This window comes from Planctomycetota bacterium (assembly GCA_016872555.1).
Lineage (GTDB): Bacteria > Planctomycetota > Planctomycetia > Pirellulales > UBA1268 > F1-20-MAGs016.
The window spans coordinates 1-12712 of sequence record VGZO01000073.1 but is presented as its reverse complement, the minus strand read 5'-3'; the positions used below and the strand labels follow the sequence as shown (position 1 = coordinate 12712).

Annotated in this window: 11 protein-coding genes; 6 read left to right on the top strand and 5 right to left on the bottom strand. The window is 69.6% G+C overall.

The features are described 5' to 3' along the window. Positions 1–174 precede the first annotated feature (174 nt). Both FJ309_15990 and FJ309_15985 read right to left on the bottom strand, forming a co-directional pair. Positions 175–2112 (bottom strand): molybdopterin-containing oxidoreductase catalytic subunit, encoded by a 1938-nt coding sequence (locus FJ309_15990; protein MBM3956084.1) that lies wholly within the window; start codon positions 2110–2112, stop codon positions 175–177. Continuing rightward, positions 2105–3889 (bottom strand): hypothetical protein, encoded by a 1785-nt coding sequence (locus FJ309_15985; protein MBM3956083.1) that lies wholly within the window; start codon positions 3887–3889, stop codon positions 2105–2107. The genes FJ309_15990 and FJ309_15985 overlap by 8 nt, the downstream gene beginning before the upstream one ends. A gap of 191 nt (positions 3890–4080) precedes the next feature. On the opposite strand from FJ309_15985, the gene FJ309_15980 reads away from it, so the two are divergent. After that, positions 4081–4656 (top strand): Uma2 family endonuclease, encoded by a 576-nt coding sequence (locus FJ309_15980; GenBank protein MBM3956082.1) that lies wholly within the window; start codon positions 4081–4083, stop codon positions 4654–4656. A gap of 24 nt (positions 4657–4680) precedes the next feature. Here FJ309_15980 and FJ309_15975 read toward each other — a convergent pair whose 3' ends face one another. After that, a complete protein-coding gene (locus tag FJ309_15975; GenBank protein ID MBM3956081.1) occupies positions 4681–5097 on the bottom strand; it encodes a tryptophan-rich sensory protein in 417 nt (138 codons plus the stop codon). 120 nt (positions 5098–5217) lie between these two features. Between FJ309_15975 and FJ309_15970 the strand changes: the two genes are divergently transcribed. After that, entirely contained in the window at positions 5218–5688 is a 471-nt protein-coding gene (locus FJ309_15970) for a hypothetical protein (GenBank protein MBM3956080.1), read from the top strand. Positions 5689–5698: 10 nt separating this feature from the next. Here FJ309_15970 and FJ309_15965 read toward each other — a convergent pair whose 3' ends face one another. Both FJ309_15965 and FJ309_15960 read right to left on the bottom strand, forming a co-directional pair. Then, complete coding sequence (locus FJ309_15965) at positions 5699–7768, bottom strand: OPT family oligopeptide transporter (GenBank protein ID MBM3956079.1); 2070 nt, start codon at positions 7766–7768, stop codon at positions 5699–5701. A 114-nt stretch (positions 7769–7882) separates the two neighbouring features. Beyond that, positions 7883–8446, bottom strand: coding sequence for a hypothetical protein (locus FJ309_15960; protein ID MBM3956078.1), 564 nt, complete (start codon positions 8444–8446; stop codon positions 7883–7885). A 269-nt stretch (positions 8447–8715) separates the two neighbouring features. Between FJ309_15960 and FJ309_15955 the strand changes: the two genes are divergently transcribed. From FJ309_15955 to FJ309_15940, 4 genes are all read left to right on the top strand, one after another. After that, entirely contained in the window at positions 8716–10248 is a 1533-nt protein-coding gene (locus tag FJ309_15955; GenBank protein ID MBM3956077.1) for a hypothetical protein, read from the top strand. A gap of 276 nt (positions 10249–10524) precedes the next feature. Further along, entirely contained in the window at positions 10525–10788 is a 264-nt protein-coding gene (locus FJ309_15950; protein ID MBM3956076.1) for a DUF4258 domain-containing protein, read from the top strand. Beyond that, positions 10785–11054 carry a hypothetical protein gene (locus tag FJ309_15945; GenBank protein ID MBM3956075.1) on the top strand — a complete coding sequence of 90 codons (270 nt, stop codon included), beginning with the start codon at positions 10785–10787 and terminating at the stop codon, positions 11052–11054. The genes FJ309_15950 and FJ309_15945 overlap by 4 nt, the downstream gene beginning before the upstream one ends. Before the next feature lie 201 nt (positions 11055–11255). Further along, positions 11256–12515: a quinonprotein alcohol dehydrogenase gene (locus FJ309_15940; GenBank protein ID MBM3956074.1), complete on the top strand. Its 1260-nt coding sequence runs from the start codon at positions 11256–11258 to the stop codon at positions 12513–12515. Positions 12516–12712: the final 197 nt, after the last annotated feature.

The window sequence follows — 12712 nt, the reverse complement described above, 5'->3', positions numbered from 1 at the left end:
AGGTCGACGTCCCGGCGTCGACTAACCGAGGTCGACGTCCCGGCGTCGACTAACCGAGGTCGACGTCCCGGCGTCGACTAACCGAGGTCGACGTCCCGGCGTCGACTAACCGAGGTCGACGTCCCGGCGTCGAGGGGCAGATCGCGTCGCTCGAGCGCGTCGGTAGCGCGGGTCTCACGGGGCCGGCAGGAGTCGGACGGGCGTGTCGTGATACACCGCACAGCCGCCGTCGTCGGTCTCGCGGGCGCGGACCAGGGCGTTGGCACAGCGTCCCGCCGACAGCCAGCCCCCTTTTTCCATCAGCACCACGTCGGTCCGCTGCCGGGAATCGAAGCGCAGCCGCACCACGAGGCTCGCGATCTCCGACTCCAGTTCCGCCAGATCGCCATCGGCGAATCCCGGCGCGGCCGCCGGATGGACGATTGCCGTCGCCGGGCCCGCTTGGTCCGCACGCGACCACTGCGAGGCCTGAGCGCGCTCGGTGGCCAGCGCCATCAGCAGCAGCGGGCGCAGCGCCGTGCCGGCGGGGGGATCGAGCGGCAACTCGGTGACGAGGTTGGCCCGGCCCGACGGTGTGGCGAAGCGGCGGTCGGGGGTGGTGATCGACGGCGCCAGCGGATTGCGCACCGGCCCGCGGCGCAGGTCGTCGAGGCTCGCGCCCTTGTCGGCGACGCGCGCCAGCAGCCGCCGCTTCCAGGTGTCGGCGTCGGCGGAAAACTCGTCGGCCAGGCCGACGCGCCGGGCGAGCGCGCCGACGATCTCGAGGTCGCCGCGCACGCCGGCGGGGGGCGCGACCACGGGGCGCGACTCGACGAGCCAGTGGTGGCCGTAGGCGCCGAGGAGGTCGTCGGCCTCCAGCAGCGTGGTCGTCGGAAGGACGAACCGCGCTTGCCGCGCCGAGTCGGTGAGGAACGAATCGACGACGACCGTCAGCTCCCGCGAGGCCAGCGCCGCGGCGACGGCCTGCGACTCGGGGAGCATCGCGACGGGGTTGGCGGCGGTGATCCAGACGGCGCGGACCGCCGGGTCGCGGGCCTCGAGGATCGCCGGCCCGAGCCGCGCTTCGGGGAGCCGGCGCGGCGGCGGCGCGGCCGAGCGCGTGAACGACAGGTCGAACGCGCCGCGGCGCTTGAAGTAGTAGGAGATCCCACCGCCGCGGATGCCGACGTTGCCGGAGATCGCCCCGAGCGCGTCGAGGGCGCGGATCGTGGCACTGCCGTGCTCGCGCCGCTGCATCCCCCAGCCGATGAGCAGGGCCGCCGGCCCGGTTGCATACGCCCGCGCCAGGGCTTCGAGGGACGTCGGTGGCACGTCGGCAAGCATTGCCCAGTCGGCGTACGAGCGCGACTCGGCACGCGCACGGAACTCCGGGAAGTGGTCGCAGTACTCGGCGGCGTGTGGATCGGCCGCGCCATGGTCGAACAGCCACCGCGCCACGCCGAGCGCCAGCGCGATGTCGCCGCCGGGGCGCGGCTGGACGTACAGGTCGCACATCCGCGCGGTCTTGTGGCACACCGGATCGACCGACACGAGCGTCGCCCCACGCTTCCGCGCTTCGAGCACGACGGGGATCAGGTGGACGCTCGACACGTGGAGGTTCTTGCCCCACAGCAGGATCGTGCGCGACTCGAGCAGGTCGAACAGGTCGTGGCTGTCGGAGGCGCCGAAGTCGAGCGCCTGGGCGGCATCACCGGCACCGGTGCAGACGTCGCCGCTCTTCACCGTCACCGGCCCGAACCGGGCGAAGAAATGGTCGACGACCTCGGCGAGGAGCCCCATCGTGCCGCCGCAGCGGTAGTGGAGGATCGCCGCCGGACCGCTCTCGGCGCGGATCCGCACGAGGTGATCGGCGATCTCGTCGAGAGCTTCGTCCCAGCCGACCGGCTCGAAACCGTCGCCGCGCCGGCGCAGCGGCGTCGTCAGCCGATCGGGCGAATACTGCCGCTCGAGGAACCGGGCGGTGCGCTGGCAGAGGAAGCCCTGCGTGACTGGATGGTCGGGGTCGCCGGCGAGCCGGGTGATCCGCCCGGCTTCGACGGTCGCCACGATCCCGCAGGCGTCGGGACAATCACGGTTGCAGGCGGTGTGCTTCAGCGCGACTTCGTCAGTCATGCGGGGCAGCCTCAGCTCCGACGGCGCTCGGTGGCTTGACCCGCTTGGCGGCGTTGCCGAAGCCGCCGCTGGATTCGTTGACGGTGAGCGAAAACGATCCTGCCAGCTTCGCGCCCGGCTCGACGCCCCGGTCGGTGAGGGCGACGGTGCCGCCGACGACGCGCAACGGGCCAGCCCCGAAGAAGCCGCCGCCGATGGCGAGCATCCCGCCGGTCTCGACGTCGGCCGTCGTGTCGCGGACGCGGCGGCGGTCGAGGAACAGCGTCAGCGTCACCGGCGTGCCGTCGTCGCGCTTTCCGGTGACGGTGACGCCGATCGCCCGGTCATCGCCGTCACCGGACGTGCCGCTCGGAGGGGGCGGCGGGGGGCCGCCGGGGCGCCCGGCCGGGCCGGGAAGGGGAGTCGGGTAGGCGCGGACGTCGGCGGGCGTGAACGCCACCGCCTCGTCGTGGAGCGTGACCGTGAGATCGACCTTCCCGGGCTCGGCCTCCTCGTCGGCCGCCTGCGACTGCCGTGTGGCGAACGTCCCCGCGATCGTGCCGATCCGCTTGGTCGTGAGCGGCGGCCGGGGCCGCTCGGGGAGCGCCGGCGGCCAGGCGGCGAGCACCCCTTCGATCTCGCCGCGGCGCCGGCGGATGAAATCGCGGATCGCAGCGAGCGCCTTCGGTGCCCCCGCCTGGGCCGGGGAGAAGTGGGGCGTGAGCAGTGCCTCGACGCGATCGACCTCGGCGAGCAGCTCCGGCTCCTGCCACACCGTCGCCAGCAACTCCTCGAGGCGCTTCCGGTAGCGATCGACCAGGCCGGGGGTGAAGGCGAGCCGATTGGACAGCGCCGCTTCGGCGTGGATCGCCGGCGGGGCCCGGCGGTTGAACGACATCAGCGGTCCCGGGAGTGACGTGAACGCGGCATCGGTGCCCCAGGGGATGAACCGCAGCCGGCCGTCGGCGGTCGAGATGTGGACGAAATAGTTGTTTTGGTTGGCGGTGTAGCCGTCCCAGATACCGGCCAGCGCCTCGACCGCCCAGTAGGAAATGAACGTGTCGATGTCGACGAGCCGCCCGAGTTGCTCGAGATCGACCGGCCCGGAGCCGTCGAGCAGCGCGGCGAGGGCGTCGAGGGTCGGGCGGAAGCGGTCGTGCGTCTCGACCTCGAGTTTGCCGAGCGACGCCGGCACGAGGTCGGCGACGGTGCCTTCGTAGAGCCCGCCGTCGTCGGCGCCGAAAGCGCGACGCAGGAACGGCTTCTTGATCGACTCGACGATCGTGTACACCCCCAGCGTTGAGCCATTGACGGTCACGGCCGCGAACCCCGCGCGCGGCGTGGGCACGCCGGCAGCGGCAAACAACCGGTAGGCAAGGAATTGGCCGATGCAGGCGGCGTCCTGCTTGTTGTTGTTGAGCGTCAGCCGGCCGACGCCGCTGAACGGGCTTTTCACACCGTACTTGCCGTAGTCGACGATCAGCGACGGCCGTGCCGAATCGAGCGAGCCGAGCAGTCCCTTCTTCCGCAGGCCGACGCCGTCGGTGGCGACCCCGTCGACCGTGGCGCTCCCCTTCCGCCAGGTGAACTTGGGAGGTGCCTCGGCGCTGAACAGGAACCCGGCGTCGCGCGACTCACGCCGCAGGCTCTCCCAGTCGTCCGCGGCGAGCGTGATCTCGACCGGAACGACGCGTGTGCCACCGAACAGCGTGTCGCCGTCGGCACCGCCCGCGGCGAGCGACGTCAGGGCACCCACGGCTGACAGGACGACCGCGACGAGGAGCGTCAGGCGATGCATGGGGCGTTTCCGGAAGAGGCTCACGAGCTGGGGTGACAGTATGACGAAGTGGTATCGACACGGCGACCGGGGGGAGCGATAGGCTGTGAGAAAGCCACCGACCCCCGACAGGAGCGCGCTTCGCCGCGTTGACCAGCACGTCAGCCGCGCGAGCCGGCGGGACGATGTTCGGGGCGTGTTACACTACCGGGATGAGCTCCGCGCCCCGGCTTGATGCCTTGACTGTCGACGAATACCTCGCCGGTGAGAGCCGGGCGGAGCGGAAGCACGAATTCGTCGACGGCGTCATCTATTCGATGGTTGGCGGATCGAACGCCCACGCCCTCATCGCCACGAACATCACCGGGTTGCTCCACGCCCAGCTCCGCGGGAGTCGCTGTCGGGTGTTCAACTCCGACGCCAAGGTCCGGATCCGCCGCGGCTCGAGCACGCGATTCTATTACCCCGATGCCTCGGTGATCTGTACCCCGAACCGACCCCAGGACACTTTCAACGACCACCCGGTGGTGGTCATCGAGGTGCTTTCCGAGTCGACGCGGCGTACCGACGAAAACGAGAAGCGCGACGCCTACCTGTCGATCGATTCGCTGCTGGTGTACGTGCTTGTCGAGCAGGAGACGGCGGCGGTGGTCGTCCATCGTCGTACCGAGATCGGCTTCAGCCGGGAGGTATGGTCCGGCGTCGACGCGACGATTCCGTTGCCGGAGATCGGCTGCTCGCTGCCGCTGGCCGAGATCTATCTGGGCGTCGGTCTGCCCCCCTCGTGACACCAGCCGCTGGCGGCTTGGCTCTTATCGCCCCCGGTTCATCCAGGTGATCGAGAGCTGGAGCACGGTGGCGATCGCCACCCAGACCAGATACGGCACCTGCGCCAGCGCGATCCACGGGTGGTGCCGCCACACCGCCGCGATCATCCACACCAGCGAGCCGAGGACGACGACGATGTCGACCGCTGCCAGGGGGAGGTTGCGCCAGCCGAACTGGATCGGCGTGAACACGAGGTTGGCCACGAGGTTGATCGCGAACGGCACGGCGACGAGCGCCGGCAGCTTCCTCCGCGCCGCCTGCACGAACACGAACGCGAACGTGACGACGATCACCGGATAGAGGATCGACCAGATCGTGCCGATCGTCCGCGGCGCGGGGGTCCACGACGGCTTGGCGAGGCTGTCGTACCACTCGACCCAGGGGACCTCGGTGGTGGGCATCGGTGGGCTCCGTAGACGGGACGTCGCGGCCGATCCGGCGGACTCACCCTGACGATACACTGCGGGCTGGGCCCGGCAGATCGCCGCGCGACCCGACCTGTGGAACGAGGACATCGGCGTGTGAGCGACTGGCTGCGCCGGCTGCTCGTGTGGGATGGCATGCTGCCGCTGGCGGTGTGGGGAGTGCCCCGGGCCGCGCAGTGGCTGCTGCCCCGCGAGCGCTGGCCGATCGAGGTGTTCGGCGTCGCGCTGCCGATCGTCGCCTTCATGGCCCGGTTCCTCGCCGGGCTGGCGGTCGTCCGCCGTCAGCGGCACCGCGCCGTGTTCCGCGCGGTGAAGGTGGTGATCCTGTTCTTCGGGCTGTTGTTCCTGATGATCATCGACGTGGCGATGATCCTCAAGCTGGTAATGCCGAAGGGGGCGTTCGAGCAGCCGGGCGACCTGGTCGGCTTCGCCGTGCTCTACGGGCTCTACGTCGCGGCGATGGCCGTCGCCACCTGGCCGGGAACGCGGCCAGGGCCCGATCGCGAAGCCGGCTTCGTGGATGACGGTCATGCGGTCGGGCGGCTTGGAGACGACGACTTCTCCTGACACCGCCCGATCAGCCGAGGAACACCTTGACGAGGATGTCGGCGATCCCCACCAGCGCCGCGCCGGCGATCAGGCCGGCACAGATCGGCTCGTGCGACCCGACCCAGAGGCGGTGGCCGGCGCTGTCGGCGGCCCCGGCATGGCGGCGGTGCATGACCGCGAAGAACGCCGCTCCGAGGAACATCGCCACGGTCGAGTCCGGGGGCAGGATCACGCCCAGGCCGATCGACAGCGGGCTCAAGGGAAAGCTCGCCGGCCGACGGATACGGAGGATCTCGAGCACGATCCCCGCGATCACCGCGATCGCGATCGAGTATTGGATCGACGGGGTGAGCAGGTCCTGCGACCCGCCGCCGAACACCGCCGAGACCAGCTCCGACACCCCCTTCCACTGGAGCGCCGACGGGAAGCTGAACTTGCCCCCCTCGGGCGCCATCAGCTCCTGGACGTTGGCCCCGGGCCGGTAGTCGGAGAGGAACAGCAGGTTGAACAGCGGCGTGCTCGCCAGCGCGCCGGCGACGATCCCGATGCAGTGCGCCACCGCCTGCTGCCGCGGTTTGGCGCCGAGCATGTAGCCCGGCTTGATGTCCATCAGCAGGTTGCTGGCGTTGCTCACCACCTCGACGCACAGCACGGCGGTCATCAAGTTGGTCGGTGGATGCTTGGGGTCGAGGGCTCCGAACGTGAACTGCGGGATCTTGGAGAGCGACCCGGTCGGCGTGATGCTCGTCAGCCCGGTGCTGCTCGCGGCGATCACCGACAGGAAGGCGACCAGCGGCACCGCGGCCAATCCGTAGACGAACGGCACGCCGAACCAGGACTGCGCCATCCAGGCCCCCAGCGCCCCGATGAGCGGCACGCCGACGAGCGACCAGCGGATCGGCAGCTCGATCGCCGCCAGCCGGTCCTCGCTCGGCGCGGCGTCGTCGCGGCGGCGGAGGGCGGCGAACGCCCGGGTGAAGATCTCCGGCTTGGAAAACAAGCTCACCAGCGACGCCACGACCATCAGCGTGATGCCCCACCACAGCGACCAGGTGTTGACGACGTGCGTCCGGCTGAACGTGCCGTCGGCTTTCGGGGCGATGGCCCCCAGCGCGATCATCGCCGGCACGATGACGGCGAAGTTGAGGAGCATGCCGAGCAGCATGTTGCCCGCCACCTTCAGCCCCATCAGCCCCCCGGCGCCGAACATCGCGATGTCGAGGGGCAGGCAGACGAGGCCGAGCTGCGGCAACGGCACACCGGCAAGCGCGAGCTTCGGCACCCATCCCGAGTCGGCGGCCGCGTGGTACCAGTCGTCGAGCGCGTGGGGGAGGTGCCAGACGGCGCTGCCTGCCGCGCGAAACGGCTTCTGCAGCAGCCCCATCAGGTTCTCCCCCTTGAGAAACTCGAGGGCGCCGGCGATCCCGGCCGCCGCGACGAGGGTCTTGGCCTTCGCCATCCCGTCGTCGCGCCCCGAGCCACCGTCAGCGGCCGCGTCGCCGTCGCCATACAGCGCGTCGAGGACGACCCCGCAGGCGCGGCCTTCGGGGAAGGGGAGTTGCTCGTCGTTGATGAACCGGCGCTTCATCGGAAAGGCGACGAGGACGCCGAGCAGCGAGAGGACGACGTTGAACGCCAGCAGCTGCCACCAGGTGATGATCGTGTTTTCGATCCACATGTAGGCGGCCATGCCCGAGATCAGCGGGCCGGTCATGTAGCCGGCCGCCGTGGCGACGCTCTGGGCGGCGTTGTTCTCCAGGATCGTCAGGTCGCGAAACCCCGCCTGGGCCATGAGGCGGAAGGCGGCGAACGCCAGGATCACGCTCGTCAGGCCGACGCCGAGCGTCCAGCCGGTCTTGGCGCCGATGTACAGATTGGTGGCCGAGAGGACGCCGCCGAGGATGAACCCGGTGAGCGCCGCCCGGAGCGTGAGTTGCGGCATGTCGCCGCGGTAGACGTTCTCGAGCCACCAGCGGTCTTTCCTCTCGACCGACCAGTCGCGGACCTCGTCCGGCGAAAGTTGCTTGATGGCCATCGCGGTGCCCCCTGTGATGAGCGAACGGGACAGAGTGTAGGCGGAGGGTAGTGTCGCGGTCATGCCCGAAGGATGGTCGCGGGCGGTGTCGGCTCCGGCGACGCGTCGGATCCGGGAATGGCACGGCGGGAGCCGGTCGGGGTGATGCCCGGTTCGGCCTCCGGCACCGCGGCCGGGTCAGCCGCCCGGTCGCGGCGCGGGCCGTCGGCCGCCGAGCGGCACGTCGTCATCGATCCGTGCCTCGGTGACGAGCCAGCGGCCGGCGGGCTTGTGGAGGCGGAGCACGAGTGGCACGAGCGTCTGCCCGGTGGCGGGGCTGCCGGGGCCGCCGACATCGCCCACGTAGCGCACCAGCAATTCGGCCGTCGCCGTCCGCGGCGTGATGCTGCGATCCACATCGACCTCGAGCTTGGTGATGCGGATTTCCGTGGGGCACAGTCGGTCGAGGAGCCCCTGGGTCTCGTCGCGCAGGGGGCGGATCGTCGCATCGATCGACGCGAGCACCGTGGCCGCGTCACGCCGCTCCGCAGCGGCGGCCAGCCGTGGCAGCAGGTCCTCGACGGCCTCCCGGTCGGTCACCACCAGCCGATCGGCGAGGTCGGCGCCGGCGGCCAGCGCCGCCAGCAGCGCGCAGGCGACGGCGGCGGTGCGGACGCGTGCATGAACGAACCAGGCCCCGGCGGCGATCGCCAGCAACCCCATCCCCACCACGACCGCGGTTGACTGCTCGAACGGGATCATGGCTGCCACGCGCGAGGGGGTATCACGCAAGACACTGCACCGTCGGAGCGGAATTGTACACATGTCGCCTGAGCGGATTGAATATGCCGCGGATATGCCGCTTGTTTCCGAAGCCCGCTCCTGGCCGGCATATGCGCTCGATCGCACGCCCCTGCCGATCCCGATCCGGCGATGCGAGCCGATCCGGCACGCGACTTGCTCTCGCTGTCATTCGTCGGCGCCGCGTGGAGGCCGCCGACTTTTCTTCCAGGCACGAAGGGGCGACGATCATGCGATACCTGACGCGGAACGGCCGGCGGCCGACGACGACACACACCGGGCTCGAGGCGCTCGAGAGCCGCCTCCTGATGGCGGCGGATGTACGCGTGGCTGGTGGGACCCTCGGCATCGCCGGAACGACCGGTGACGACCGGATCGTCATCGAGTGGAACCCGGCGCGGGCGGTGCCCGGCCCGGTGCAGACGACGTTCGACACGCTCCGCGTGACGATCAGCGACAGCACCGACGCGACGGTACTCACCCGTACGTTCAACAACGCGATTCAGCCCTTCGCGTTCGCCAGCCTGCGGGTCGACGCCTTCGGCGGTCAGGACTCGATCATCAATCACAGCCCGCTCGCCGCCACGATTTACGGCGGCGACGGCAACGACCGGATCGTCGGGGGGACCGGTGCCGACTGGATCGGGGGCGGAAATGGCGACGACACGATCGTCACGGTCGGCGGTGGGCAGGGCGACATCCTCTGGGGGCAGGCCGGAAGTGACACGTTCTGGCTCGATGCGGAGGCGACGGAACGGATCGGCGACGTCTCGGCCGAGGAAACCGCCCTCGGGCACGTGCATCGCGTGGCCGCGTTCGCGACGAACCGCGTCGAAGAGCCGCTCTACACGACGGTGATGGTGCCGATCACGATCGGTGGCGTGACGGTGTCGCAGCCCGTGACGGTGCGCTCGGGGGTCGTCGTCCGCACCCAGACCCCCACGCGCGAGCTCGATGGGCAGCAGCTCGTCGATCCGGTTCGGCGTGAGGCGGATGATCCGCTCGGCCTGACGGTGGTGCGGCAGGATCGGGTCGCCCTCTTCGGTGCCGCGGGGCCCCGCTTCACCGACGTCGCACAGGGCCGAGTCGGAGACTGCTACTTCATGTCGGCCTTGGCATCGATCGCGAAGACGGCGCCCGATCGGATCCGTCAGCTCGTCACCGATCTCGGGGACGGGACGTTCGCGGTCCACTTCCACCACGCCGACGGCAGCGATGCGGTGGTGCGGGTCGATGCCGACTTCCATCGTGATCCCGCCGATGGCCGGCTGGCGTACGCGGGGCGGGGAACCAATCGGGTGAACTGGGTCTCGGTCGTCGAGAAAGCGTGGGCGTTTCACCGCGACCAGCGCGGAACGTACGACTCGATCGCCAATGGCTCGGCTGCCGGCATCGACGAGGAGGTTGCCCTGGGGCTGCCACCCAGCCAGTATTTCTCCAACGGCAAGGCCGACGCGGTGCGTGACGGGAGAGCCGACCCCAGCGTGTTCGTCAACGCCGGCGCGATGTTCAAGTGCCTGCTGCGCGAGTGGCAGTCTGGCCGCGCGCTGATACTCAGCGGCCCGTCGATCCTCAGCCGGGACGGCGATGGTATTCGCCAGGTGACGGACAACGAGCGCCGTGGCCAGCACGTCTACATGGTGAAAGCGGTTGACTCGAAGCTCGGAAAGATCGACCTCTACGACCCCTACGGCAAAGAGTTCACGATCAGCGCCGACACGATGTACTTCGTCTCCCGCGGCTTCCGGTCGTATCAGGTCTGACCGCGATGACCGTGCCCTGCCGTGCGGATGCAGCCAGGCAGGGCGAGGTGCGGTCGGTAATCCTGGAGGTCTCGCAAGTCGGTCGGTTCGAACGGCGGCGAGCTCCGATTGCTGGAACGTGCCTTTAAGCACGTCGCGGTGGGGCACGGCGATCTCGCGCCAGGGGCGGAGGGAGGTCATTCAAGGCGTCCATTCGGGATCCGATGGTGCAGCGGTGGGTGGCATGCTGCGAATTCGGTCGTCTGCGGAACTCGCAGCCGCCAAGTAGGTGCCGAAATGACGCTGGAAAATGCACCCGACTGGTGGAACTTTGAGCTGGAGTTGAGTCCGCACGTCGAGGAGCGGATGATTCACAGAGGTTTCACGGAAGTCGATCTGCGGCTGATGCGCCAGGCGGCGGAAGATATCCGGCCCACGGCGACCAACGGCCGGTGGATTGTGGCTACCGTACACCACGGCGATTCGTGGGAAGTGATCGTCGAGCCGGATGAACGAGACCGGGTGATCGTCGTGATCACCGCATATCGGGTGAACCCGTGAAGCGCGTGTTTTTGAAAGTGACGTATCGACACGGTCGGCCGATTGCGGCGTACCTTCACTTGCCGCGACTGGCGGGCGATACGGCCGCGCGGACCGACCGGATCGACGACGTCCTGCTCGTTGATCGGGCCGCCGACGGGCGGCCGATTGGCGTCGAGATCACGGATCCTGCGCGGTTCGACGCGGACAAACTCTTCGCGCTGCTCGCGTCGCTCGGGCAGCCGGCCATCGACCGCGACGAACTGCGGCCGCTCGTCGCTGCGTGAGCAGCGATCGCTGATGGGGTCGCGATCGGCGGAGTGCGGCGTCATTCGAAGAGCGTTTTCTGGGCGGGGGCGGTGGAGGGCACTTGGGCGGCGGCGGATTCGATCGGGGGCCACGACGTCATCAGTTCGTTGGAGGCCCGGGCGTCTTCGGCGCGACCGGTGCGTTCGTTTCACTTCGACCGCTTCCTGCTGGAGCCTTCGATGATCGCCAAACAACGGTTGCTGCTCGCCGTCGCCTGGCTCGTCGCCGGACTGCCTGATGCCGGTGCCGACTCGTGGAATCAGTTTCGCGGGCCGGCCGGAGACGGTCGCGCGGCCACGGCGAAGCTGCCCGTCGAGTGGAGTGAGACGAAGAACGTCGTCTGGAAAACCGAGCTATCCGGGAAGGCCTGGTCGAGCCCGATCGAGGCCGACGGCATCGTGTGGCTCACCAACGCCCCGGCCGACGGCACGCGTCTGTCGGTCGTGGGCCTCGATGCCACGACCGGGAAGGTGGTCCACGACATCGTCGTGTTCGAGATCGCCGACCCGGCTTTTTGCCACGAGTACAACAGCCACTCCAGTCCCACGCCGGTCGTGATCGACGGGCGACTGTTCGCCCACTGGGGCAGCGCCGGCACCGCCTGCCTCGACACGAAGACAGGCGCGATCCTCTGGAAACGGCAGGATCTCCGCTGCGACCATCACCGTGGCCCCGGCTCGTCGCCGATCCCGTGGGAGGACCTGCTGATCGCCAACTACGACGGCTTCGACGTGCAGTACGTCGTCGCCCTCGACCGGGCCACCGGGAAGACGGTGTGGAAAACCGACCGGACGATCGACTACGGCTCCGACAACGGCGACATGAAGAAGGCGTACTGCACGCCCACGGTGATTGACGATGGCGGCCGCAAGCAGCTCGTCAGCCCCGGTGCCGTGGCGACGATCGCCTACGAACCGCGGACGGGCAAGGAACTGTGGACCGTGCGCCACGGCGGCTACAACGCCGCGATCCGCCCGCTGTTTTCCCACGGGCTGGTCGTGATCACGACGCAGTCCGGCGACCAGGTAGTGGCCGTCCGCCCCGACGGCTCGGGGGACGTGACGAAGTCGCATGTCGCCTGGAAGCTCGCCAAGAGCGCGCCGTCGCGCCCGGGCCAGGTGGTCGTCGGCGATCACATGTATATGGTCAGCGACACCGGGATCTTCAGCTGCGTCGATCTCACGACCGGCGAGCCGACCTGGACGCATCGGCGCACGGGGCGCCATTCGGCGTCGCTGGTCGAGAGCGGTGGTCGGATCTACGCCGCCGACGAGGATGGTACGACCGTGGTCTTCGCCGCCGACCCCGGGGCGTTTACCGTGCTCGCCGAGAACCGTCTCGACGCCGGCTGCATGGCCTCGCCTGCGGTGGTCGGCGACGACCTGGTGCTGCGGACGAAGTCGGCGGTGTATCGGATCGGCGCCGGGCCTGCACGCTGAGCGCCGGCTGGCCGCGTCAGCGTTTCGGCTTGGCGTTTCCGGTGGGGGTTCCGGCCGGCGCGTCGGGCTGGCTGACCTGCTGGGCTCCGGCCCAGGCGGCGAGTGCGGCGAAGTCGATCGAGCCACCACTCCCCGATGTCCCCGACTGGAGCGACGGTCCGGACGGTCCGGGTTCGAACGTGCCGTGGCCGCTCGAG

Bases quoted from the DNA above. Each gene is read 5' to 3' on its own strand.
- FJ309_15990 (MBM3956084.1), bottom strand. From the start codon at position 2,112: ATGACTGACGAAGTCGCGCTGAAGCACACCGCCTGCAACCGTGATTGT.
- FJ309_15975 (MBM3956081.1), bottom strand. From the start codon at position 5,097: ATGCCCACCACCGAGGTCCCCTGGGTCGAGTGGTACGACAGCCTCGCC.
- FJ309_15955 (MBM3956077.1), top strand. From the start codon at position 8,716: ATGCGATACCTGACGCGGAACGGCCGGCGGCCGACGACGACACACACC.
- FJ309_15950 (MBM3956076.1), top strand. From the start codon at position 10,525: ATGACGCTGGAAAATGCACCCGACTGGTGGAACTTTGAGCTGGAGTTG.
- FJ309_15960 (MBM3956078.1), bottom strand. From the start codon at position 8,446: ATGATCCCGTTCGAGCAGTCAACCGCGGTCGTGGTGGGGATGGGGTTG.
- FJ309_15965 (MBM3956079.1), bottom strand. From the start codon at position 7,768: ATGACCGCGACACTACCCTCCGCCTACACTCTGTCCCGTTCGCTCATC.
- FJ309_15980 (MBM3956082.1), top strand. From the start codon at position 4,081: ATGAGCTCCGCGCCCCGGCTTGATGCCTTGACTGTCGACGAATACCTC.
- FJ309_15940 (MBM3956074.1), top strand. From the start codon at position 11,256: ATGATCGCCAAACAACGGTTGCTGCTCGCCGTCGCCTGGCTCGTCGCC.
- FJ309_15985 (MBM3956083.1), bottom strand. From the start codon at position 3,889: ATGCATCGCCTGACGCTCCTCGTCGCGGTCGTCCTGTCAGCCGTGGGT.